The 23,603-nt window shown below is 72.7% G+C and carries 19 protein-coding genes; 7 read left to right on the top strand and 12 right to left on the bottom strand.

The window, feature by feature from the left end; all coding sequences use genetic code 11:
- Positions 1 to 11 precede the first annotated feature (11 nt).
- Positions 12 to 530, bottom strand: coding sequence for a MarR family winged helix-turn-helix transcriptional regulator (locus tag AC07DU_RS02745; RefSeq protein WP_479109267.1), 519 nt, complete (start codon positions 528 to 530; stop codon positions 12 to 14).
- Positions 531 to 570: 40 nt separating this feature from the next.
- On the opposite strand from AC07DU_RS02745, the gene AC07DU_RS02740 reads away from it, so the two are divergent.
- Together AC07DU_RS02740 and AC07DU_RS02735 are read left to right on the top strand one after the other, a co-directional pair.
- Positions 571 to 1,194 (top strand): DsbA family protein, encoded by a 624-nt coding sequence (locus AC07DU_RS02740; protein WP_479109265.1) that lies wholly within the window; start codon positions 571 to 573, stop codon positions 1,192 to 1,194.
- Positions 1,175 to 2,431 carry an MFS transporter gene (locus AC07DU_RS02735; protein ID WP_479109263.1) on the top strand — a complete coding sequence of 419 codons (1,257 nt, stop codon included), beginning with the start codon at positions 1,175 to 1,177 and terminating at the stop codon, positions 2,429 to 2,431. The genes AC07DU_RS02740 and AC07DU_RS02735 overlap by 20 nt, the downstream gene beginning before the upstream one ends.
- Before the next feature lie 221 nt (positions 2,432 to 2,652).
- Here the strand turns inward: AC07DU_RS02735 and AC07DU_RS02730 are convergent, their stop codons facing one another.
- The gene (locus AC07DU_RS02730) at positions 2,653 to 3,549 is read right to left on the bottom strand and encodes an NmrA/HSCARG family protein (RefSeq protein WP_479109261.1); all 897 of its coding nucleotides are present in this window, start codon (positions 3,547 to 3,549) and stop codon (positions 2,653 to 2,655) included.
- Positions 3,550 to 3,967: 418 nt separating this feature from the next.
- On the opposite strand from AC07DU_RS02730, the gene helR reads away from it, so the two are divergent.
- Entirely contained in the window at positions 3,968 to 6,136 is a 2,169-nt protein-coding gene (gene helR, locus AC07DU_RS02725) for an RNA polymerase recycling motor ATPase HelR (protein WP_479109259.1), read from the top strand.
- Between the two features lie 57 nt (positions 6,137 to 6,193).
- Here helR and rox read toward each other — a convergent pair whose 3' ends face one another.
- Positions 6,194 to 7,624, bottom strand: coding sequence for a rifampin monooxygenase (gene rox, locus AC07DU_RS02720; protein WP_479109257.1), 1,431 nt, complete (start codon positions 7,622 to 7,624; stop codon positions 6,194 to 6,196).
- Positions 7,625 to 7,867: 243 nt separating this feature from the next.
- Here rox and AC07DU_RS02715 point away from each other — a divergent pair, with 243 nt between their 5' ends.
- Positions 7,868 to 8,494: a TOPRIM nucleotidyl transferase/hydrolase domain-containing protein gene (locus AC07DU_RS02715; protein WP_360889909.1), complete on the top strand. Its 627-nt coding sequence runs from the start codon at positions 7,868 to 7,870 to the stop codon at positions 8,492 to 8,494.
- A 55-nt stretch (positions 8,495 to 8,549) separates the two neighbouring features.
- Here the strand turns inward: AC07DU_RS02715 and AC07DU_RS02710 are convergent, their stop codons facing one another.
- Together AC07DU_RS02710 and AC07DU_RS02705 are read right to left on the bottom strand one after the other, a co-directional pair.
- Positions 8,550 to 9,350, bottom strand: coding sequence for a 3-hydroxybutyrate dehydrogenase (locus tag AC07DU_RS02710; protein ID WP_479109255.1), 801 nt, complete (start codon positions 9,348 to 9,350; stop codon positions 8,550 to 8,552).
- Between the two features lie 160 nt (positions 9,351 to 9,510).
- On the bottom strand, positions 9,511 to 10,980 hold the full coding sequence (locus AC07DU_RS02705; protein ID WP_479109253.1) for a L,D-transpeptidase: 1,470 nt from the start codon (positions 10,978 to 10,980) through the stop codon (positions 9,511 to 9,513).
- Between the two features lie 185 nt (positions 10,981 to 11,165).
- On the opposite strand from AC07DU_RS02705, the gene AC07DU_RS02700 reads away from it, so the two are divergent.
- The gene (locus AC07DU_RS02700; protein ID WP_479109251.1) at positions 11,166 to 12,155 is read left to right on the top strand and encodes an NAD-dependent epimerase/dehydratase family protein; all 990 of its coding nucleotides are present in this window, start codon (positions 11,166 to 11,168) and stop codon (positions 12,153 to 12,155) included.
- A gap of 5 nt (positions 12,156 to 12,160) precedes the next feature.
- Here the strand turns inward: AC07DU_RS02700 and AC07DU_RS02695 are convergent, their stop codons facing one another.
- From AC07DU_RS02695 to AC07DU_RS02685, 3 genes are all read right to left on the bottom strand, one after another.
- The gene (locus AC07DU_RS02695; protein WP_479109249.1) at positions 12,161 to 13,009 is read right to left on the bottom strand and encodes a class I SAM-dependent methyltransferase; all 849 of its coding nucleotides are present in this window, start codon (positions 13,007 to 13,009) and stop codon (positions 12,161 to 12,163) included.
- A gap of 109 nt (positions 13,010 to 13,118) precedes the next feature.
- The gene (locus AC07DU_RS02690; RefSeq protein ID WP_479109247.1) at positions 13,119 to 15,155 is read right to left on the bottom strand and encodes a prolyl oligopeptidase family serine peptidase; all 2,037 of its coding nucleotides are present in this window, start codon (positions 15,153 to 15,155) and stop codon (positions 13,119 to 13,121) included.
- The gene (locus tag AC07DU_RS02685) at positions 15,145 to 16,206 is read right to left on the bottom strand and encodes an AI-2E family transporter (RefSeq protein ID WP_479109245.1); all 1,062 of its coding nucleotides are present in this window, start codon (positions 16,204 to 16,206) and stop codon (positions 15,145 to 15,147) included. The genes AC07DU_RS02690 and AC07DU_RS02685 overlap by 11 nt, the downstream gene beginning before the upstream one ends.
- A gap of 171 nt (positions 16,207 to 16,377) precedes the next feature.
- Between AC07DU_RS02685 and AC07DU_RS02680 the strand changes: the two genes are divergently transcribed.
- The gene (locus tag AC07DU_RS02680) at positions 16,378 to 17,664 is read left to right on the top strand and encodes an MFS transporter (protein ID WP_479030254.1); all 1,287 of its coding nucleotides are present in this window, start codon (positions 16,378 to 16,380) and stop codon (positions 17,662 to 17,664) included.
- 15 nt (positions 17,665 to 17,679) lie between these two features.
- Here the strand turns inward: AC07DU_RS02680 and AC07DU_RS02675 are convergent, their stop codons facing one another.
- Complete coding sequence (locus tag AC07DU_RS02675) at positions 17,680 to 17,853, bottom strand: hypothetical protein (protein ID WP_360889885.1); 174 nt, start codon at positions 17,851 to 17,853, stop codon at positions 17,680 to 17,682.
- 599 nt (positions 17,854 to 18,452) lie between these two features.
- Here AC07DU_RS02675 and AC07DU_RS02670 point away from each other — a divergent pair.
- Positions 18,453 to 19,931: a nucleobase:cation symporter-2 family protein gene (locus tag AC07DU_RS02670; protein WP_479109243.1), complete on the top strand. Its 1,479-nt coding sequence runs from the start codon at positions 18,453 to 18,455 to the stop codon at positions 19,929 to 19,931.
- Between the two features lie 24 nt (positions 19,932 to 19,955).
- Here the strand turns inward: AC07DU_RS02670 and AC07DU_RS02665 are convergent, their stop codons facing one another.
- The 3 genes from AC07DU_RS02665 to AC07DU_RS02655 form a co-directional block, all read right to left on the bottom strand.
- Positions 19,956 to 20,678, bottom strand: a complete 723-nt coding sequence (locus AC07DU_RS02665) for a transcriptional regulator (protein WP_479109241.1) — start codon at positions 20,676 to 20,678, stop codon at positions 19,956 to 19,958.
- Between the two features lie 156 nt (positions 20,679 to 20,834).
- Entirely contained in the window at positions 20,835 to 22,343 is a 1,509-nt protein-coding gene (locus AC07DU_RS02660) for an alpha/beta hydrolase (protein ID WP_479109239.1), read from the bottom strand.
- A 92-nt stretch (positions 22,344 to 22,435) separates the two neighbouring features.
- Positions 22,436 to 23,389 (bottom strand): aldo/keto reductase, encoded by a 954-nt coding sequence (locus AC07DU_RS02655; RefSeq protein WP_479030263.1) that lies wholly within the window; start codon positions 23,387 to 23,389, stop codon positions 22,436 to 22,438.
- Between the last annotated feature and the right edge of the window lie 214 nt (positions 23,390 to 23,603).

Raw genomic sequence — 23,603 nt, 5'->3', positions numbered from 1 at the left:
CCGCGGGTCGCTCACCAGGACTCCTCCTCGTCGCCCTCGGCCAGGGTCGCGGCCAGTCGCGCGAGCAGGTGCGCCAGTTGCGTCCGCTCGTCGTCGCCGAGCCCGGCGAGGAGCCTGCGCTGGTTGCCCAGGTGGACGGCGATGAGTTCGTCGGTCAGTGCGACGCCCTCGGGGGTGAGGGTGATGACGCGTCCGCGTGAGTCGGTGTCATCGACGGCCTTGGCGACCAGGCCGCGGGCCCGGAGCCGGTCGACCCGCTTGGTGACCGCGCCGGTGGTGACGAGCACGGTGCGGCTGAGTTCGCCCGCGGAGAGCGTGTAGGGCGCTCCGGCGCGGCGCAGCGCGGCGAGCACGTCGAAGTCGCCGTTGCCCAGTCCGGCGGCGGCGAACGGCGGGCGCAGGCGCCGGTCGAGCGTGTCCGTGAGCCTGAAGAGGCGGCCGATGACGAGCATCGGTGTCGCATCGAGGTCGGGGCGCTCGTGTTCCCACTGTGCGGCGATGGCGGCGATCTCATCGTGTTCGGGTTCCATGGCTTCCATTCTATCTTCCACGGAAGATAGAATGCCTTCCATGGAAGATAACCGTGCTGCCCAGCAGCCGCCGCGAGTCGACTGCTTCTTCGACCCCGCCTGCCCCTACGCCTGGACCACCTCCCGGTGGCTGCTGGAGGTCGAACGACTCCAGACGATCGATCTGCGTTTCCGGATCATGAGCCTGTCCATGCTCAACGAGTACCGCGAAGTCGAGCCCTGGTACCGCGAGTTCAACGACCGCGCCTGGGGCCCCGCACGGGTGTGCGCGGCCGCCGAAGCGCTCCACGGCAACGCGGTCCTGCGCGACCTCTACACCGCACTCGGCACCCGCATCCACGGCGAGCGGAACAAGGACTACGACGCGGTCATCACCCGGGCCCTCGACGAGGTGGGCCTGCCGGCGTCCCTGGCCAAAGCCGCGTGCGGCGACGAGTTCGACGCCGCCTTGCGTGCGAGCCACCTGGCTGCGCAGGAAGCGGTCGGCGAGGAGGCGGGCACGCCCGTCGTCACCGTGGACGGCGCCGCCTTCTTCGGCCCGGTCCTCACCGCCATCCCCCGCGGCCGGGACGCGGTCCGGCTGTTCCAGGCCCTGCGGACCTTGGCGGGGACGGACGCGTTCGCGGAGCTGAAGCGAGGACGCGGTGCGCTCGACCTCGGCTGAGACCCTCGTACGCACCCGGCGGCGCTTCATCACCGCCAGCCTGGTCGACTCGGTGGGCGACGGCATCTACGTGCCCTTGACCCTGCTGTTCCTCCACTCGCTCACCGGGCTGTCGCTGACCTCGGTCGGGGCGGGCCTGACGGCCGCCGGGCTCTGCGCGCTGGCGTTCATGCCCGTGACGGGCGTCCTCATCGACCGGTTCGGCGGCCGGCGCGTGTTCATCGGCGCGCTGGCGCTGCGGGCCGCCGGGTTCGCCGCGTACCCCTTCGCCGACTCCTACCCCGCGTTCCTCGCGGTCGCGCTGGTGGTCGCGGTGGGGATGTGGGCCTCCTCCCCGAGCCAGCAGGCTCTGATCGGCGACATCGCCGAAGGCACCGAACGCGACCGGCTGCTGGCCTGGAACCGCAGTCTGCGCAATGCCGGCATGGGACTGGGCAGCCTGGCGGCGGGCGGCATGCTCGCCTTCAGCGGCAGTACCGGCTTCATCGCCGTCTCGGCGGCCCTGGCCTCGGTCTTCGCCGTCGCCGCGGTCCTGGTCGGCCGGGTCCCGGCGCACCGCAGGAGCGCGATCGCGCCGGAGGGGGGCGGGGACGGCTTCCGGACGGTGCTCGCCGACCGCCCCTACCTGCTCATCACCGCCGCCAATTTCCTCATCGCCTTCGGCTACACCGCCCAGGCCATGGCCCTGCCCGTCTTCCTCACCCGCGAGGTCGGCATCCCCGACGTCCTCGCCGGGGCCGTGTTCGCGGTCAACACCGCGCTCGTCGCCGCGCTCGGCGTGCCGGTCGCCCGCCTGACCCTGCGCGGAAGGCGTACGCGCGGCGCCGCGCTCGGCGCGGTCGTCTTCGCCCTCTCCTTCGCCGCCTTCGCCGTCCTTCCCGGGCTCACCAGCGGTTCCACCGCCTTCGTCGCCGTCCTGGCCGTCGCGGTGCTCTACACCGCCGGGGAGCTCGTCCACTCCGGCCCCGCGCAGAGCCTGTCGGTCCAGGCCGCACCCGACCACCTGCGGGGCCGGTACCTGTCGGTCTACCAGCTGTCCTGGTCACTGTGCCGTACCGTCGCGCCGCTCCTGCTGGGCTTCCTGCTGGAGGCCGGGCCCTGGCAGCTGTGGACGGTCCTGGCCGTGCTGGTCCTGGCAGGCGCGTCCGTCCTGCTGCTCGCCGAGCGCTCCCTGCCAGTGCACGTACGCGGTGGCCGCGAGGCCGCCACCGCCACTCCCGCGCAGGTCACGACCTGACGGCCAAGGCCGTGCCGCGCCGTGCGGCGGGGCCTGCGGATGCACGGGACTGTAGGAGTGTCAGGCTTTTCTTGGCGCTCCTTTCCACGCCCGCGTTCACGCACTTGGCCCCGGAACCCTCAGCGGAGAGCAGCCATGAGCGATTTCCTCAACCGCCCGGCGCCGGCCCTCCCCCCTGCCGGGCGGGCGCTTCCTACTCGGCTGGGTGGAGAAGAGCGCCGTCACCTTCGCCATGGGACGTCGTGCTGCGCGGCGGCAGCGGGCAGGAGGGCCGGCCAGTCCTGGCGGTTCGCCCAGTCGGCGAAGCTCTGCCAGCCGACCTCGGGGTACTCGCGGTGCAGTGCCGCGACGTCGACGTCGAGGCCGGAGCTGGTGAAGTACGCGAACATGGCGGCCAGATCGGTGGACCGGGTGCGTACGAAGGCGAGCGGCACCTCCTCGCAGGAGACGGGACGGCCCATGGCGGCGGCGAGGATGTCGGCCATCTCGCCGGGAGTGCGCTCGTCGGAAGCGATGTCGAGGCGGTGCCCGGCGAAGTCGTCGCGACGCTGGAGGACGAGTGCGGCGAATGCGCCGATGTCCTCGGCGGGTATGAGGGTGAGCGGGCAGCCGGCCGGCATGGGCCAGGCGAACGTACCGTCGCGCAGCCCGTCGAGGGTCCAGCCACTGGTGTAGTTGTCCATGAACGCCGCCGGTGCGATCACGGTCCACGGCACGCCGCAGGCGCGGAGGTGCCGTTCGATCAGGCGCTTGCTCTCGTAGTGCGGCACGCCGGTGTCGCGGTCGGCGTGAGCGGCAGAGGTGAAGACGACGTGCCCGAGGCCTGCGGCCACCGCGGCGTCGACGAGGTCCTTGCCGTGCCGGGTCTCGGTTGCGGTGCCGGTATCGAATGTGGTGACGGCGAAGAGGGAGTCGGCGCCGGTGAGTGCGGCGTCGAGGGACGCGCGGTCGTCGAAGTCGGCGTAGTGCACGTCGGCGCCGAGCTCGCGCAGGGTGGCGGCGGCGGGCGAGCCGAGGTGGCGAGTGAGGGCGCGCACGCGGTGCCCGGCGGCGAGCAGGCTGCGGGTGGTGGCTCCACCCTGGGCTCCGGTGGCCCCGGTGACGGCGACGGTGAGCATGGGTCTCCTCCGAGTCGTTGACTGCGTTGCGCATTTACTGCGTTGTGCAGTTACTGCGTTACGCAGAAGACTACACGAGATCACTGCGTCGCGCAGCAAAAAAGGAGATGTGTGATACGGAGGGCAGAGTCGCGCTACGGAGGGCGGTGACGCCTCGACAGGGATGCCCGTACACACCGGGCCAGAAGGGCAAGCGGGGAAACGTCACCCCTTGCCACTTTCAACTTATAGCGCACAGGGGGGCTTGCGGCAAGGCCCCGGCCGTACCGCAGAATCGCTCGTCCAGGCCGGAGACTGCGAAGCGGGGGATGCACAACATGCGTGTGCGGGTGAGGACTTACGGACCGTGCGAGGACGTCGAGCCGGTGTGCGTGCCGACCGACTGCGAGAAGCTGACCCAGGAGCTGAACTGACCGACATGAACTCCCTCACCACCAGCGCGTTCGACCTTCCCGACCACCTCTCCCCCAAGGCCGACCCCGCACTGGTCGACGACGACGAGCGGCACTTCGCGGCCATCGCGGAGAGCCTTGAGCAAGCCATCGCCGAGGTCTCCGAGCGCCTCGACGCCACCCGCAGGGCGCCCGGCGGCATCGGCCGGGAGGCGATGGACCGGGACACGGAGATCCACCGGCTGACCGGTCGGCTGCGCGCCTTGCGCCGCTTCGGTCTGGACCTGTGTCTCGGGCGCATCGTCAGCGCCCAGGACCCCGAGCCCGTCTACATCGGACGGCTCGGTCTCACCGACAGCTCGGGACGCCGCCTGCTGCTGGACTGGCGCTCCCCCGCGGCCGAGCCGTTCTTCGCGGCGACCCACGCCCACCCGATGGGGCTGGCGAGCCGCCGCCGGTACCGCTGGACCCGCGGCCGGATCACCGACTACTGGGACGAGGTGTTCACCGCCGACGGGCTCGAAGGGCATGCCACGCTCGACGACCAGTCGGCCTTCATCGCCAGCCTGGGCGGCGACCGGTCGTCCCGGATGCGCGACGTGCTCGGCACCATCCAGGCCGATCAGGACGCGATCATCCGGGCGGGGTCGCGCGGCGCCCTCGTGGTCGACGGCGGCCCCGGTACGGGCAAGACCGTCGTCGCCCTGCACCGCACCGCCCACCTCCTCTACTCCGATCCCCGCCTCGGTCACCGTCGGGGCGGCGTGCTCTTCGTCGGTCCGCACCGGCCCTACCTGGACTACGTCGCCGACGTCCTGCCGAGCCTCGGAGAGGAGGGGGTGCGGACGTGCACCGTGCGGGACCTCGTCGCCGAAGGAGCCGCGGCGGCGGTCGAGGCCGATCCGGAGGTGGCCCGCCTGAAGTCGTCCGCGGACATGGTGAAGGCCATCGAGCCGGCCGTCGGCATCTACGAGGAGCCGCCCACGCGGGGGATGACGGTCGAGACGCCCTGGTCAGACATCTGGCTGAGCGCCGACGACTGGGCCGCGGCGTTCAGAGCACCGGAGCCGGGCACGGCCCACAACGAGGCGCGCGAGCAGATCTGGGAGGAGCTGGTCGCGATCCTGTTGGACAAGCACGACGGTGACGAGGAGGTCCCGCCGGAACTGCTGCGCAGGTCGCTGCGGCGGAACAGGGAGCTGGTCACGGCCCTCGACCGCGCGTGGCCGATGCTCGAACCGACCGACCTCGTAGGAGATCTCTGGTCGGTACCCGCATACCTGCGCAGATGCGCCCCCTGGCTCAGCCGCGACGAGGTGCGCAGGCTCCAGCGCGCGGACGCCCAGGCCTGGACGGTGTCCGACCTGCCGCTCCTGGACGCGGCACGCCAGCGCCTCGGCGACCCGGAGGCATCCGCGCGCAAGCGCCGGCGCGACGCCTCGCTCGCCGCCGAACGCGAGCGCATGGCGGGCGTCATCGACAGCGTGCTCGCGGCCGACGCCGACGGCGAGGGCGCCGTGACGATGCTGCGGGGCAGGGACCTGCAGGACAGCCTGATCGACGAGAGCGCGCTTCCCAGCACCGAACGGGACCCGCTCGCCGGCCCGTTCGCGCACATCGTCGTGGACGAGGCCCAGGAACTCACCGACGCCGAGTGGCAGATGCTCCTGCTCCGCTGCCCGTCGAAGAGCTTCACCCTGGTCGGTGACCGCGCCCAGGCCCGGCACGGTTTCACCGAGTCGTGGCAGGAACGGCTCCAGCGGGTCGGGTTCGACCGGATCAGCCAGGCCTCCCTGAGCATCAACTACCGCACGCCACAAGAGGTCATGGCGCAGGCCGAGCCGGTCATCCGGGCCGTGCTCCCGGACGCCAACGTGCCGGCCTCCATCCGTAGCAGCGGCATCCCCGTCGTCCACGGATCCGTCGCGGACCTGGACTCGGTCCTCGACACCTGGCTCGCCGAGCACGCCGAGGGGATCGCCTGCGTCATCGCCGCGGGCGGCCTCGACGACGCCACGTTCGCCGCGCGGCCCCGCGTACGGTCACTGACCCCCGGGCTGTCGAAGGGGCTCGAGTTCGACCTGGTCGTCCTGATCGACCCCGAGTCGTTCGGCGAGGGCGTCGAAGGAGCCGTCGACCGCTACGTCGCGATGACCCGGGCGACCCAGCGGCTCGTCGTCCTGACGAGCGCGTAGCGGCCACCCGCGTGTCCTGCCCGGCCGAGACCGGCCGGGCAGGACACGGCGGCCGTCTCAGCGGCCGGTGGACGCGCCGAACCACGTCGGCAGGTGGCCGAGCAGGTCCTGCTGGTCCTCACCGGCCCACGCCACGTGGCCGTCCGGCCGCAGCAGCACGGCGGGCACGTCCAGTTCCTCGCTGACGTCGACGACGTGGTCGACGCGGTCCGCCCAGCCCTCCACCGACAGCCGGCCGGTCTGGTCGAGCAGCAGCCCGCGGCCGCCGTGCATGCGCTCGTAGAGACGGCCCTGCTTCAACTGCACGTCCCGCATCCGCCGGCCGAGGAGTTCGTGGCCCTCGCCGAAGTCGTAGCGGACCTCGACCGCGGTGATCATCCCGGTCACGTACCGGTTCACCTCTTCGAAGTCCATCAGCTTCGAGAACAGCTCCCGCAGCGCAGCCGCGCCCGGGTCGGTCCCCAACAGGGTGATCTGCGCGCGGGTGTTGTCCAGTACGCGGGCCCCCACCGGGTGCCGTTCGGCGTGGTAGCTGTCGAGCAGTCCCTCCGGAGCCCAGCCGGCCACCGCCGCGGCCAGCTTCCAGCCGAGGTTGAACGCGTCCTGCACGCCGAGGTTGAGCCCCTGCCCGCCGGTCGGCGGGTGGACGTGCGCCGCGTCGCCTGCGAGCAGCACCCGGCCGACCCGGTAGCGCTCGGCCTGCCGGGTGGCATCACCGAACCGGGACAGCCAGCGCGGCGCGTGCACGCCGAAGTCGGTGCCGGCACAGGCCCGCAGCTGCTGCTTGAACTCCTCCAGGGTCGGCGCGGTCGCACGGTCCTCGGCCACCCCGTCCGCGGGCACGACGATGCGGTACATGCCGTCACCGAGGGGCGCCAGCCCGAACCGCAGGTGGGTCTTGCGGACTTCCTCGACGGCGGCGGCGACCGTCGCCGGGTCCTCGGTCACCGCCATCTCACCCAGCAGCGTTTCGACCGTGGCGGGCTCGCCGGGGAAACCGACGCCGAGCCGCTTGCGCACCAGACTGCGGCCGCCGTCGCATCCGACGAGGTAGCGCGAGCGCAGCCGGGTCCCGTCCGCCAGCTCGACGCCCACCCCGTCCTCGTCCTGGCTCAGCCCGACCACTTCGCAGCCGCGCCGGATCTCGGCGCCGAGTTCGAGCGCGCGCTCGCCCAGCAGCCGTTCGGTGACCGGCTGGGGCGTGGCGAGGCCGTACGGGTGAGCCGTGTCCAACCGGTCCGGCCACGGCTTCATGATGCCGCCGAAGAGGCCACCGACCTGGAACTTCTCACTCACCGCGAGGAACCGGTCCAGCAGGCCGCGCTGGTCCATCACCTCGACGCTGCGCGCGTGCAGGCCCTGCCCGCGCGATTCCCGCGTCGGCTCGGTCAGCCTCTCCAGCACGACCACGCCCACACCGTGCAGCCGCAGCTCGGCGGCCAGCATCAGTCCGGTCGGTCCACCGCCGGCAATGATCACGTCAATCATCACAACAAACCCCGTATAAGTGCGCAGTCCTCGCTTCGAATGGCGATTCTGCGGCACGACCGGGGCCTTGCGGCAAGCCCCCCGGCGCGCTATACCTTGAGAGTGGCAAGGAGTGCGTAACTCCTTGCCTTTCCTTTTTTCGGTCGGGCGCGGGCTTCCAGGCGCGGCCTCCGGGCGCCGGCCTCCGGGCGGGGCCGCCGATAATCGCGTGCCGTGCCGTCGGTGGAGATGCAGACTCGCTCCATGGCGGACATGCGAGCGTTCCAGGACGAGATCAAGCACCGGGCGGCCGCCGGGCCCGGCGGGCCCATCGGGCCGATGAGCGACCTGGCCGAGCGGCTGGGGGTGCGGACGGCGGTACTGCTGGAAGGGCCCAGCGACTTCGCGGCCGTTGAGGCGCTGGCCGCCCGGCGCGGCCGGGACCTGGCCGCCGAGGGGGTGTGCGTGGTGCCGATGGGCGGGGCGATGAGCATCGCCCGCTACGCCGGCCTCCTCGGTCCCCCCGGCCTCGGCCTGCGCCTGGTGGGGCTGTGCGACGAGGGCGAGCGGCCCTTCTTCGACCGCGGTCTGGAGCGGGCGGGGGCGCCGCTCCGGGATGTCTTCGTGTGCGTGTCGGATCTGGAGGACGAGCTCATCCGCGCGCTGGGCACGGCGCGGGTGGAAGAGATCATCCGGACCGAGGGCGACCACCGTGCCTGGCAGACCTTCGTACGTCAGCCCGCACAGCACGGCCGCCCACGGCACCGGCAGTTGCGGCGCTTCCTCGGCACGAAGAAGGGCCGCAAGATCCGCTACGGCCACCTCCTCGTCGAGGCCCTCGACGGCGAGCAGGCTCCGGCCCCCCTCGACGACCTCTTCGCGAGCCTGTGACCTGTGACCGACGCGCCGCCGGGTCTTCGGGGCTTCGGCGGCGGTCAGGCGCCGGTCAGGCGGCGCTCCAGCCGCCGTCCAGGGGGATCGATGCGCCCGTGACGTAGCCGGTGTGCGGGCCGCACAGCCACAGGACGGCGGCGGCGACCTCTTGCGGCTCTATCAGCCGCTTGACCGCGGAGCGGGTGAGCAGGACGTCGGCGACCACCTGATCGGCCGCGATCCCGTGCGCGGCCGCCTGGGCCGAGATCTGCCGTTCCACGAGCGGTGTGCGGACGTAGCCGGGATTGACGCAGTTGCTGGTGACGCCGTGCGGGGCGCCTTCGATGGCCGCGACCTTGCTCAGGCCTTCGAGGGCGTGCTTCGCGGTCACATAGCCGGCCTTGAACGCGCTCGCGCGCCGGCCGTGCACGCTGGAGATGTTGACGATGCGGCCCCAGCCCTGTGCGCACATGTACGGCAGGGTCTGGCGGAGCAGGAGGAAGGGGGCGTGGACCATGACCCGCTGGAGGAGTTCGAACCGCTCCGGCGGGAACTCGGCCAGCGGGGCGACGTGCTGGAGTCCGGCGTTGTTGACGAGGATGTCGATGGCGGTGGGGAGCTCCCCGATGGGCTCCGCCTGCGCCAGGTCCACCACGTGGGCGCGGCCGCCGATCGCCTCGGCGACGGACCGGACCGCGGCGCCGTCCACGTCCACCACGTGTACGTGCGCCCCGGCGGCGGCGAGCGCGACGGCGCAGGCCCGCCCGATGCCGCTGCCGGCGCCGGTCACCAGGGCGGTACGGCCCGCCAGGTCGGTGCCGGTGCCCGCGGCGGCTGCTGTCCCGTGGGACGAGGAAGGGAATCCGCTTGTCATGGCGGGAAGCATGCGGGACGCCCACGGCCCATTCCCATGTGCGTACCCGCCATAGTCACACCGGGGGTTGTGTGGCCCCGCCCAGGGCCGGGCCGACGTGGACGGCGGCCGACGCCGGTCGGGCCGGACTCCGCGCCGGCCAGCGTATGCCGGTGGTCCGTCAGGTGATCGGGTGGAGACGGGACGGGACGGCCGGTGAGGTCTCCGGGGCCGCGTCGACGGCGTTCAGGGCACTGCCCGCCAGCCAGCTCCGCCAGTCCACGTTCCAGTCGCCGAAGCCGTTGGTGAAGGGGTCCATCCTGGCCCCTCCGCTGTTGACCACCTCCACGATGTCGCCTTCGCGGACCGTGTCGAAGAACCAGGCCGCGTCCTCGGTGCTCATGCCGGTACAGCCGTGGCTGACGTTCTCCTCGCCCTGCGCCTCGACCGACCAGGGCGCGGCGTGGATGTACTCGCCGCTCCAGGTCACGCGGGTCGCGTAGAGCACCGGCAGGTCGTAGAACTCCTTGGTGCCGCGCTTGATGCCGACGGAGTCCCCCCGCATCCGGACCTTGGGCTCCTTGCGCAGGACGACCTTGATGCCGCTGCGGGTCCTGAACCCCGCCTTGCCGGTGGTGACGGGGATCGTCCTGATGACCCGTCCGTTGCGGCGTACGGTCATCAGGTGGGCGGCGGAGTCCGTGACGGCCTCGATCCGGTCCCCGATGGTGAACTGCAGGTCGTCGGAGGGGCCGCCGTAGTCGTGGTCCCCGAGCTCCACCCCGTCGAGACCGCTGCGGACGCGGACCACGGTGTGGGCGGGCCAGTACGTGCGCGGCCTGAAGTGCAGGGTGGAGTCGTCGACCCAGTGCCAGGCGCCTTCGACGTGGGGCTCGGAGGTCACCTGGAGTGCCTGCTCCAGCCGGGCGCGGGCCGGGAGGTCGTCGGCGGGCACCGGCCGGCTGAGGGCGGCCGTCACGATCTCCCCCGCACCGTACGTACCGGGGCCGGGCCCGAACTCGACCGTCAGCCTGCCCCCGTCCGCGGGCGGCGCGGTCCGGAACGCCATCGTCACACCGACCGGCGTCCCTGCCGCGTCCTGGGCGCCGACCTGCACGGTGTACGTCTCCCCCGCCCGCAGGGGCTCGGTGTTCAGCCAGCGTTCGCTGTGCGCGGCCAGTTCACCGGACAGGTGGCGCCCGTGCGCGTCGCGTACGGTCACGTCGGTCAGGCGCCCCGGCTCCCCGAGGGTGATCTGCAACGGCCCGTCCGCGTCCGTGGGACGCTCCTCCTCCCGCGCCGCGTCCGCCGCGTCGCCGAGGGACGGCTCCTTCAGTACGGATCCCACGCCGCGCGCGGTGGCCCGTACGCGCTGCTCATGCCAGGCGCTGCACAGGCCGGGCCGGAACATGCGCGTCGCGCACCTCCCGCCGACCCCCTCGTGGCGCCCGCCGCCCTCGGCGTCCTGGTCCAGCATTCTCCCGACCAGGAGGGTGACCGCCGCCTCCCGCGGCGGGCCTCCCGGGGTCCGCTCGAAGGCGTCCGCATCGGGCACCCGGCCCGGCGCCGCGGCGACGACCAGCATGGCCCCCGTCACCGCGGCCACGGCACCCCACGCCTTGGTCGGTCGTGTCCGTCGCTTGTGTGGCATAGCGGCATTAAAACGATGGGGGGCCAACATGATGATCATGTACGCGGCACTGCGGCCGAAAGGGCGGCCCAAGTGAACTCGGACGGAGCAGAGGACCGCCCGTTCAAGGCGAGTCGGTACCCGCCCTCCTTCGCCGAACGCGAACCGCCTGGCTCCGTGCGCCACCCCTGTGTTGGGGTGGGGAGATGAACCTTCTGATATTGGGCGGGACCGCCTGGCTGGGCCGGGAGATCGCGCGTCAGGCGCGGGCGCGCGGGCACGAGGTGACCTGTCTGGCGCGCGGCGAGAGCGGTGACGTCGCCCCCGGCGCACGCCTGGTGGCCGCGGACCGGGCGGAGGAGTCCGCCTACGCCGGCCTTCTGGACCGCGACTGGGATGCCGTCGTGGAGGTGTCGTGGCAGCCCGCCTTCGTCCGCGGGGCGCTCGCCGCCCTGGCGGGACGGGCCCGGCACTGGACTTACGTCTCGTCCGTCAGCGCCTACGCCGACCACGCGGCGGTCGGCGCCGACGAGTCGGCCGCACTGCTGCCGGCGACCGACCGGCCGTACGTGGAGCGCGACGCGTACGGCGAGGCCAAGGCCGCCTGCGAAGCGGCCGCGCGCGCGGCGGTGGGAGACCGGCTGCTCGTCGCCCGCGCCGGCCTGATCGGCGGGCCGGGCGACCACAGCGGGCGTTCGGGGTACTGGGTGGCGCGCGCCGCCCGTGAGGTCGACCAGCCCATGCTGGTGCCGCGCTCGCCCGGCCTGCCGACTCAGGTGGTCGACGTACGGGACCTCGCGGGCTGGCTGCTGGACCTCGCGGGGCGGCGCACCACCGGGACCTTCGACGCCGTGGGGCCCGTCGTCCCCTTCGAGGAGTGGGTGGACCTGTCACGGCGGGTGGGCGGCCACACCGGACGGGTCGCGACCGCCGAACCGCAGTGGCTCCTCGATCAGGGCGTCGGCCCGTTCATGGGTCCCGAGTCGATGGCGATGTGGATGCCGGACCCCCGGTACGCGGGCTTCTCCGCGCGCGACGGAGCCGCGGCGCTCGCGGCCGGGCTGCGTCATCGCCCCCGCGCGCAGCTGCTGGAGGACACCCTGCGGTGGGAGCGCGCCGAGGGGCTGGAGCGCCCCCGCCGGGCCGGCCTGAGCACCGCGCGCGAGCGGGAGCTGCTCACGGCGCTCGGCGGCTGACCGGGTCAGGTGCGGGGCCTGGTCGCGAGGGCGGCCCGTACGGGAACGGTCCGGGCGTAGCTGCCCCGCGGGTCGTGGTCCAGCAGGGCTCGGCGCAGCTCGGAGACGAAGGCGTCCTTCCGGTCACCGAGCCGGGCCGGGCTGGAGCGGGGGAAGGAGAACTGGAGGCCGACGAGCTGGTCCACGGTGTAGCGGACGGGCTGCTCCCACGCGATGGTCTCGACGCGGGAGAACGGCGACTTCGCGAGGTGGTCGTACATGTCGTCCGCGTCCCCTTCGTCGTCGACATCGTCCACGTCGTCCACGTCGTCCGCGTCCTCCGGCGCTCCGCCCGCGCCCGGTGCGGACCGCGCACCGTGCCCCGGCCCGAGGAAGCGCGCGCGCACCTCCTCGACGAGGGCGCACCAGAGCGGGCGCGGGCCGTCCTCGCCGGCCGGGGACGTGATGACGACGAGCCCTCCCCGCGGCGCCAGCGCCGTGTCCAGGTCGGCCAGTACCCGGGCCCGGTCCATCCGGTGGAAGGCCCTGCCGATCACGCACAGGTCGATCCGCGGGAGGCACAGCCGGGGGATGCACGCGGCGTCGCCGGTCAGCCAGGAGATGTTACGACGGCCGCGCTCCCCGGCGAGCCTGCACCCCTCGGCGAGCATGGCCGGTTCCGTGTCGACCGCGTACACCTGGTCGACCAGCGGTGCCAGGGCCAGCGCGAGCGTGCCCGGCCCGGCACCGAGGTCCAGTACGGTCTGGGAGCCGTCGAGCGCGAAGCGGTCCGCGAGCAGCTCGTAGAGCTCCGCCGGGTACGGCGGCCGGTAGCGGGCGTAGTACGGGGCGGTGGACGCGATCGGCGTGCTCATGGGGTCCTCCCTGGCCGGGGTTGCATCCGCCGATCCTGGATCACGGCCCGCCGCGCCGGGGCGACTGGCACACCGAATCCCCCGTTCGGATGGCCGCCACGCGCGTCCGTCACGTGGCCGGGGTCAGCCGCTCCCACAGGAAGCTGTGGACCAGCGCCTCGTTGAAGGCGGTCTGCCCGTGGTCGGTGGCGCCCGCGTGACCGCCGCCCAGGTGCTCGTGGAAGAGCACCGGATGCCCGAACTCGCGCAGTCGGGCGGCCATCTTGCGGGCGTGGCCCGGGTGGACCCGGTCGTCACGGGTCGAGGTGAGCAGGAGCAGGGGCGGATACGGGGGCCCGTCCGCCCGGATCCGGTGGTAGGGGGAGATCTCCTCCAGGTGGGGCCGGTCGGCGGGGTCGTCGGGATCCCCGTACTCGGCGATCCAGCTGGCGCCGGCCAGCAGTTTGTGGAAGCGGAGCATGTCCAGCAGCGGCACGTGGGCGACGACCGCGCCGAACAGTTCCGGTTCCCGGGTGAGCATCGCACCCATCAGGAGGCCGCCGTTGCTGCCGCCCTCGATGCCCAGCTGGGCGGGGGTGGTGATGTCCCGGGCCACGAGGTCGCGGGCGACGGCGGCGAAGTCCTCGTAGGCGCGGACCCGGTTCGCGCCGAGGGCCGCCTTGTGCCAGCCCGGCCCGTACTCGTGCCCGCCCCGGATGCCCGCGACGACGTAGGTGCCGCCGCGCGCGAGCCACGCGCGGCCGGTGACCGCGCTGTAGTGCGGCACCATGGAGATCTCGAAGCCGCCGTACCCGTACAGGAGGGTGGGTCCGGGGCCCGGACGGTCCTCGGGCCCGACGACGAAGTACGGGACCTTCGTGCCGTCCGCGGAGGTCGCGAAGTGCTGGCGGACGGCGAGACCGGCGGTGTCGAACAGGGCCGGGCTCTGCTTGACGCTCTCGCCCTCGCCGTCCCCGCCGGCCGTCCCCCGGTAGAGGGTGGACGGCTGGAGGAAGCCGGAGACGTGGTGGAAGTACTCGTCGCTCACGTCCGGGTCGGTGCAGGTGACCGAGGCGGTGGACAGGGGCGGCACCCCCGGCAGCGGTGCGCGGCGCCAGCCGTCCGGGCCGGGGGTGAGGAGCTCCATGCGGGAGGAGACGTCGGCGTTGGTGCTGAGGATGAGGTGGTTGCGGGTCCAGCTGTAGCCGGCGAGCGCGGTGCGCTCGTCCGGGGCGAACAGCACCTCGGCCGTCCGGTCCCCCGCCAGGAAGGCGTCGAAGTCGAAGGCGAGGAGGGTGCCCGAGGGGTGGCCCAGCCACGGAGACTTGGTGGTGACGGTCAGCCAGTTGCGAAAGACGTGGGCGCTCGCGTCGCCCGGCACGTCGATCTTCAGCGGCGGGGCGGCTTCGCCGGTTTCGCCTTGCCGGAGGAGGAAGAGTTCCTGGTTCCAGAAGTCGATCTGCCGGTGGACGAAGTCCCGCTCGAAGCCGGGGGTGTCGTCGTGCCAGCCGGAGGCGGACAGGTCCGTCGGCCGGGCCTCGTAGACCAGCTCCGCGTCCCCGACCGGCGTGCCGCGCCGCCAGCGGCGCACCTGGAGCGGGTAGCCCGACCCGGACATCGAGCCGGCGCCGAAGTCCGTACCGATCCAGACGCGGTCGGCGTCGATCCATCCGATCCGGGTCTTGGCCTCCGCGACCGTGAACCCGTCCGCCACGAACTCCAGGGTCTCCAGGTCGAATTCGCGCACCACGCAGGCGTCCGCGCCGTCCCGCGACAGCAGGACCAGGGCGCGGCGGTGCTCGGGGGCCAGGACGCGGCTGCCCGCCCAGGCCCACTTCTCCCCCTCGGCCTCCGCCAGCGCGTCGAGGTCCAGGAGCACCTCCCAGGCCGGCCGGTCCGTGCGGTACTCGTCGAGCGTGGTCCTGCGCCACACCCCGCGCACGCGGTCGGCGTCCTGCCAGAAGTTGTAGAGGTGGCGTCCCCGGCGGGTGACGTACGGGACCCTGCCGTCGTCGTCCAGGACCTCGCGCACCTCCTGCTCGATCGCCTTGAACCGGGGCGCACCGGTCAGCGCGGCCACGGTCTCGGCATTGCGCTCCCGGACCCAGGTGAGGGCGCTCTCGCCGGTGACGTCTTCCAGCCAGAGGTAGGGGTCTTCATCGCTCATCCGAAGATTGTGCAGGATGGCGGGCCCCTCGCAGGGCCGTGTGGACCGACCAGGTCACCGAGACGAGGGGGACCGCGACCACCGCGCCGACCATTCCGGCGGCGATGGCGCCCGCGACCACCGAGATCGCCACCACCAGAGGGTGCAGGCGAACCGCCCGGCTCATCACCAGCGGATGCAGCAGATGGCCCTCGATCTGGCCGATGACCACGATCAGCGCGACCACCACGGCCGCGACGAACGGCCCCTTCCCGGCGAGCGCGACCACGGCGGCGACGCCCAGCGCGACCGGCGATCCGATGAGCGGGACGAAGGCCGCGCAGAACTCCAGCAGCGCCAGGGGCACGGCCAGCGGGACCCCCAGGAGGTACAGCGCCACCCCCACGAGGACCGCGTTCGTCGCCGCGACCAGGACGATCCCGTGGGTGTAGCCGGTGAAGGTGCGCCAGGCCGCCCGCCCGCCGATCGCCACCCGGGCGCGTGCCGTTTCGGGCAGCTGCGCGCAGAACCACGCCCACTGCCGGTCGCCGCCGTGTAGGAAGAGGACGGAGCAGAACAGCGCGAGCGCCAGGACGGTGAGCACGTGGACCAGGCGCCCGGCCCCGCTGACCGCCTCGCTGAGCAGGGTGGAGCGGTGGCTGGACAGGTACGCGCCGACCCGGGACTGGACGTCGGAGAGTGCCTGCGGGTTCAGCCGGAAGGGCGGCCGTTCCAGCCACGCCTCGATGCTGTCCAGCCCCCGGCGGAACTCCCGCACCAAGGTGGTGCTCTCCCCGGCCACCGCCTCGCCGACCAGCGTCAGCACGCCCAGCAGCAGCGCCGCGCTGCCGATGAGGCACACGGCGACCGCGAGCGTCCGGGGCAGTACGCGCGCCAGCCGCCGGGTGGGCGGGCCCAGCAGCGCCGCGACGACGAGGCCGAGGAAGAGTGCCACGGCGATCTCGTGGAAGCGGCCGAGCAGGGCGAAGACCGCGTAGACGGCGGCGGCGACGACCAGCAGGCGCCAGGCGTACGACGCGGCCGTACGCAAGGACGGGGACACCGGCGGCATGACCCATGACTGCCACTGCGGGGCCGGGCTTCCACGCCCCGGGCCGCGGATTCGTCCGTCCGGGGCGGCGTCGGGTGCGTGCCGGTGGACGGGGCCGGCGGGCGGGGCGCGACGCCGGTGGCAGCGAAAATCCGTTGCCGAGGCGGGGGTGAGAACCGAGGATGGCCCCTCGTGAGCACCTCCCGATGGGCCGCCGTCCTGCCCGATCTCGCCCCCTGGCGGTCCAGCCGCGACTTCCGGCTGCTGTTCTACCAGGGGACGGTGACGTACTTCGGCTCGTTCATGGCGATGATCGCGCTGCCGCTCCAGATCAAGCACCTGACCGACTCGCCCCTCGCCGTCGGCGCGATGGGCGCCGTGGAGCTGGTCCCGCTGGTGGTCTTCGGCCTGTACGGAGGTGCGCTGGCCGATGCGGTCGACCGGCGGCGCATGATCCTGCTGACCGAAGCCGGGCTCGGGGTGCTCGCCCTCGTCCTGCTGGTGAACGCCCTGCTGCCGAGCCCGCTGCTGTGGCCGCTGTACGTGGTGGCCGCCGGGGTGTCCGCGCTGTCCGGGCTCCAGCGGCCGGCGCTGGACTCGCTGATGGCGCGGATCGTGCCGCACGACCAGCTGACCGCGGCCGCCGCGCTCAACGGGCTGCGCTACCAGGCCGGAGCGATCGCGGGTCCCGCGCTGGCCGGTCTGGTCGTGGCGTTCGCCGGCCACGCATCGGCCTACTCCGTCACGGTCGTCGGCTTCCTCGTCTCCGTGCTGCTGTGCCTGCGGCTCAGTCCGGCGCCGCCCGTGAAGGGCGCGGAGCGCCCGTCGCTGCGCGGGATCGCCGAGGGCGCGCGCTACGCGTGGAGCCGCCCGGTGCTGCTCGGTACGTACGCCGTCGACCTGGCGGCGATGCTCTTCGCCTTCCCGAACGCGATCTTCCCCTTCCTCGCGGACGAGCTGGACGCGGTGTGGGCACTGGGATTGATGTACGCGGCGGGCGCGGTGGGCTCACTGGTGCTGGGGCTGACCAGCGGCTGGGTGTCCCGGGTACGGCGGCACGGGCTGCTCGTGGTGTCCGGGGCCGCGGTGTGGGGCCTGGCGATCGCGGGCGCCGGCGCGACCACGGGCATCTGGCTCGTGCTGCTGTGCCTCGCGGTGGCGGGAGCGGGTGACATGCTGAGCGGGCTGGGCCGCGCCACGATCTGGAACCAGACGATCCCCGAGGAGCTGCGCGGCCGGCTCGCGGGCATCGAGGTGCTCTCGTACAGCGTCGGCCCGCAGCTCGGCCAGGTCCGTGCGGGCACCATGGCCGGCTGGACCGGTACCCGGCCGGCGTTCTGGAGCGGCGGTCTCGCCTGTGTGGCCTCGGTCGCGGTGCTGGCGGCGCTCCTGCCGAAGCTGATCTCCTACGACGCGGACACCGACGAGGACGCACGGCGCCGCCGGGCCGCCCGGGAGGCGGAGCCGAGCCCGGCCTGACGAGGGGACGGCCGCTCAGGTGTCGTTCTCGGCGAGGATGCGGTCGGCGGCGTAGTGCGGGCAGGTGGGGATGTGCCAGGTCACCGAGAGGGAGCGGGTACCGGTCCGCAGGGTGCGCACTGTGCCGTCCGCCGCGCTGGCTTTGCAGAAGGGACACACGACCGTCTCGGGGCGCAGTAGATCGAACATGCCGTGTCCTTCCCGCAGCATTCTCACACCGGACCAGTCCAGAACTATCAAATCCGGCGCCATTCGGCCGCAGTACCCGCAAGTACGGGTAGTTATTCACGACCGCGGCGGGGCGGGACGGCCGGGAAGGGGGGACCGGGCGACACCCTGGGGCGGCGGCCGCGCCGCCCAGAACCCGGGCGGTGGCCGCGATCCGGCGCCGGTGCGGGCGGAGGCGGTCCGGTCCCGCCGTCACTGCGGGGAGGACGCTACGTCGTACGGGTTGCGCGCGGCCGCCGCGATGACGGGTCGCCCGGGGGCGCCGTTTTCGCCGGTGCGCCGGGTCGGGCCCACGGTTACTCGCGAGGAAACCCGGCCTTTGGCTAAGGTGAGCGCCCTCGGTCGAGTTTCCCTTCGGATCCCAAGATCAAAGACGGATCCGCTGCGGCGATCGAAGGACGTCCCGCCACTCCGGGACAGGAACATGTAGCGCGGAGCAACGTGTGTCGGCAACACCGCCCGACGTCGGCTCGGCATGAGCCGGCCTGCCCCCGTCCTGTCATCCAGGACCGGAGGGCGGCGGCCCTCTCACTCACCTACCTCGCGAAGGCAAGGCAGAGATGGCACGCGATCCCCGTCAGTCCACCCGTCACTCCTCCCCCCAGGCTTCCCCCCTGGCTTCCCCCCGGTCCTCCCGCCGTTCATCCCACCGGGAGACGCACCCGGTCGACGAACTGCTCCCGCTCCCGCGGCTCGCCCTCTACGGCTTCCAGCACGTCCTCGCGTTCTACGCGGCGGCGGTCATCGTCCCGGTCCTGCTCGGCAACGCGCTCGGCCTGTCCCGCCAGGAGCTCGTCCACCTCATCAACGCGGACCTCCTGACCTGCGGCGTCGCCTCGATCATCCAGGCCCTCGGCGTCTGGAAGGTCGGCGCCCGGCTGCCCCTGGTCCAAGGCGTCACCTTCACCGCCGTCTCGCCCATGATCGCCATAGGCACCGGGGCGGGCGGCGGCACCGCCGGCCTCCTCGTCGTCTACGGGGCCGTGATCACGGCGGGCATCGCCACGTTCCTCTTCGCCCCGCTCTTCAGCAGACTGGTGAAGTACTTCCCGCCGGTGGTCATCGGCACGATCCTCACGATCATCGGCATCACGCTGATCCCGGTGGCCCTCCAGGACGCCGCGGGCGGTGCGCACCTGCTCGGCACCCCCGCGTACGGGGATCCCCGGAACCTCGCCTACGCGCTGGGCACCCTGCTCTTCATCCTGACCCTGGCGCGGATCGGCAAGCCGTTCCTCAGCAGCCTCGCCGTCCTGCTCGGGCTCGTCGTCGGCACGGCGGTCGCCTGGCTCCTCGGCGACGCCGATTTCACCGCCGTGCGGGAGACCGGCTGGTTCGGGATCACCACGCCGTTCCACTTCGGCACGCCGCGCTTCGAGCTGCTGCCGATCCTCGCCATGCTCGTCGTCATCCTGATCAACATGGTGGAGACCACTGGCGACGTCTACGCGATCGGCGAGATCACCCGCAAGGAGGTCGACGCCGACACGGTCGCCAGGGCTCTGCGCGCCGACGGGGTGGCGACGGTACTCGGCGGCGTCCTCAACTCCTTCCCGTACGTGGCCTTCGCCGAGAACATCGGGCTCGTGCGCATGTCCAAGGTGATGAGCCGGTACGTGGTCGTCGCGGCCGGCGTGTTCATGGTCGTGCTGGGCCTGCTGCCGAAGGCGGGCAGCCTCGTCGCCTCGGTCCCGCACCCGGTGCTGGGCGGGGCGGCGATCGCCATGTTCGGGATCGTCGCCGCGGTCGGCATCCAGATCCTGGGGAAGGCCGATCTGCGCGAGGAACGCAACACCCTGATCCTGGCGGTCAGTCTGGGCGCCGCCCTGCTGCCGAGCACGGTCGCCCCGTTCTTCGACCGGATGCCGGACGACCTGCGGGCGGTGCTCGACAGCGGGATCACGCTGGGCGCCGTCACGGCGATCACGCTGAACCTGCTCTTCAACGTGTTCACCAGCCGCACCACTATGGAGATCGACTGGGACGAGATGGGAGAAGACGGCCCGGGAGAACCCCAGTTCGGAGAGGTCCCCCGCTGAGGCGGACGGCGGCGGGGTGGGTCGTCAGCGTCCGCCCAGGGGGAAGGGCGAGGCCTCCCCCTCCTCCCCGATCAACTCCCAGAAGTGGTCGACGAGTCGGCGCAGATACGCGGCCCGCTCCGCCGCGACCTCCTTGAGCCGGGCGTCGTCGTTGCGTGCGACCAGGTGTCCCATGTACCGCTGCGAGAACTGCGAGAACTCCCCGTGCATCGTGCGCAGCGCGTCACCCACGCTGGTCGCGTCCACCACGACGATCTCCGCGACCGGGCCCACGAACGCCTTCCACCGCCCGTCCACGGCCGATCGCAGGTGGTCCGCCAGCTCGTCCACGCGGCCCATGATGCCGATGAGTTCGCGCAGGGACAGCCCCAGCGCCTCCACGAGCGCCCTGGTCTGCCAGGAGTCCCCGTGCCATTGCCGCGTCGCTTCGGCCTCGCGGTACTCGGTCGGGTCCATGCCGATGCGGTACGAGAGCCGCTCCACGGTGAGCTTGCGGGCCAGCCTGTGCTCGGCGAGGGTCCGCGGTGCGATGCCCATCAGAGCCGTCGCCTCGCACCACAGGACGTCGGCCAGGGCGAACAGCTCCCGGTCGCAGGGCGCCTGGGCGCCCTGCTCCCAGGCCAGGACCAGGTGGGGAGGCACGGGGGTGCCGCAGGCGGCCATGGAGTGCGCCACCTGGTCCGCGCTCAAGCCCATACGGGCTCGCGCGGATCTGGCCTCGGCGGGGGAGAACGGAGTGCTGTGCACGTACGGGACACCTCGCAGCCCCCTCGGGCGCAGGGCGTTGCGAGGGGAGGACGGATTGATGGAGGAACACCAAGCGCGGGCACAGTAACAGATGTTCACCGGGGTGTAACCGCCTATATCCCTACGATTCAAAGGCCCTGGAGGCCAGACCACCCCCTAGTTCGGGCAGCCCGAGTCCTGCGCGGGACGACTGCCCGTGGTCAGGAACTCGGTGACGGCGCGGTTGCCGCACGCGTTCCCGTTGCCGACGTACATCCCGTGACCGCCCTGCTCGACGGTGACCAGGCGGGCGCGGTCCCCCAGCGCCTCGCGCATCTTCAGGCCCCCGAACAGCGGGGTCGCCGGATCCCGCCGGCTCTGGATCATGAGGATGTTGGACGGCCCGTCGTCGGTGATGCGGGTCGGCTTCTGCGTCGGCCCGCTCTTCCAGAAGGCACAGGGCAGGACGTTCACCGGCATGCCGGCCGTGAGGGGGTAGCGGGCCCGGTCCGCCTCGACGGCGCGCTCGTACGAGGCCGTGGGCGTGCGCGGCCACGCCACGTCGTTGCAGATGACCGCGACCATGAGCGCGGCGTCCTCGTCGCGGATGGGCTGCGCGAGCTCCGGCGGGAGTACGGGGGTCGCCGCCGGGTCCTGGACCGCCCGCAGCAGCCGGGCGAAGGAGGGGAAGGCGAGGTCGCTGGTGAGGGCGTTCTGCAGGGCCTGGCGCAGACCGTTGCCGGTCAGCGCCGTGCCCGGGGTCGTCGACTGCCTCGGCGCGCGGTCCAGTTGCGCGGCGAGGGAGAGGACGAGCGGCCGTACCTCCTCCGCGCGCCCGGCCACGCGCAGGCCGTCCCGGTCCCGGTCGGGGTGGGACGCCCACTGCGCGAAGTCGGGGAAGCGTTCCTCCACGCCCGGCGCCATGTTCGCCAGCCAGCCGCGGGCCACGCGCCGCGGGTCGGGGTCGCCGCTGCTGTCCAGCACCCAGCGGTCGGTGCGCTGGGGGTACTTCTGCGCGTACAGGGCCCCCACGTACGTCCCGTAGGAGATGCCCCAGGCGGAGATCTTCGTCTCGCCGAGCGCCTCGCGGAAGCGGTCCATGTCGCGGACCTGGTTGGCGGTGGTGAAACTGCGCAGCTCGGGTCCGCCGTTGCGGGCGCACGCCTCGGCGATGCGCCGGGAGCGGGCCACGTTCTCGGTGATCTCGCCGTCCGGGCCCGGCCAGGACCGCAGGCTGGTCAGGTAACGGTCCTGCGGATCGAGGGCGCAGCGGGCCGTGGTGCTGGCGCCCACTCCGCGCGGATCGAGGGCGACGAGGTCGTACGCGCCGGCCAGTTCCCGCTGCAGGGCCGCGCCCTTCTGGCTCAGGCGCTGCACTCCGGAGCCGCCCGGGCCGCCCGGGATCACGACGAGCGTGCCGCGCCGGGCCTCGGGGCGGTCGCTGCGGATGCGGGAGACGGCCACGGTGAGCTGGCGGCCGTCGGGGTGCTCGTAGTCCAGCGGTACGGGCAGCTCGGCGCACTCCTGGGCGGCGGGCCCGTCCGGCTTGGCGCAGGGATGCCACGTGAGCTGCGGCGCGGACCTCGTCGGCCCGGCGAACGCCGGTGCGGCCGCCGCGGTCAGGCCGGTGGCCACGGTGGCCGTGGCGAGAGCGAGGAGGAGGGCCTTCTTCGAGTAAGTCGTCATGGCGCAAGCCTCGTTGACCGCGCCCCGGGCCCCCATCCAGCGGGCCGGTCAGCCCGCGGTGGGGATAACCCCCGCCCTCCCAAGGCCGGCGGTCAGGGCAGCGGGACTCCCCGGGCCGTGATCCACAGCTGGTACCACTCCTCGTGCGTGAGGTCGGGTTCGCGCAGGGCGGCGTCACGGCAGGCGCGGATCCGGTCGGGGCGGGCCGTGCCGATGACCGGCGCGATGGCGGCGGGGTGGCGCATCAGCCACCACAGCAGGACCGTCTCGGGGGTCGTGTCCTTGCTCCGGGCGAGCCGTACCAGCAGTTCCGCGGTGGCCTGTTCGGCCGGGGTCTGCTGGCGCCCGGTGAACCGGCCCTGCGCCAGCGCGCCCCAGGCCTGGAGCCGGATCCCGTGGTCGCGGCAGTGTTCCAGCGTGCCGAAGGGGAACCCGCCCCGCCCGAATTCGGGCGTGTTGACCAGCACCCCCGCCTCGACCCAGTCGCGGCTGTACAGGCTCATCTCCAGCTGGTTCGCCACCAGCGGTACGTCGAGCCGGGCCTGGAGGTGGGCGATCTGCGGCGCGCCCATGTTGGACACGCCGAAGCTCCGTACGAGCCCTTCGCGGTGCAGGGAGGTCAGCGCCGACGCGATGGAATCCACGTCGGCGAGGGGATCGGGACGGTGCAGCAGGAGCACGTCGATGACATCGGTCCGCAGCCGGGTCAGGCTCTCCTCCACGCGCCGCCTGATGCTCGGCCCCCGCAGGTCGTACATCCCCGGGAGGGTCCCGTCGCCCAGCCGGATCCCGCACTTGGTCTGGAGCGTGATGCGCGTGCGCAGTCCCGGGGTCCGGGCCAGCACCTCTCCGAACACCGCCTCGGCCTTGCCGTGCCGGTAGATGTCGGCGTGGTCGAAGGCGGTGATCCCGCTGTCGAGGGCGGCGCTGACGGCCGCCTCGGCGGCGTCGATGTCGGCGGTCCCGTACGGCTCGGGCCCCCAGCTCCCGCCCAGCCCCATGCACCCGTACAGCACTCGCTCACCCGTACCCGCGTTCGTCGTCACGGCCCCACCCTAGTTGCGCTCGTCTCCAGCAAGAACCCTCCTCGGGGCGGCCCTGAGTGGCCCCGGGGAGGCCCTCGGGGAGGGCTGGGACGGCCGTCCACCGCGGGCGCGGGGAAGGTGGGCCACCGCCCGGCTCCCGCGCCCGCAAAGGGCTTCCCAGACCTACCAGACACCGGCCCTGACCTGGGCTTTTATGGTGCACGGCCATAGAATT

The organism is Streptomyces sp. NPDC045695 (assembly GCF_056432025.1).
Note: the sequence above shows the minus strand (reverse complement) of the source record. Positions and strands in the feature narration are given on the sequence as shown.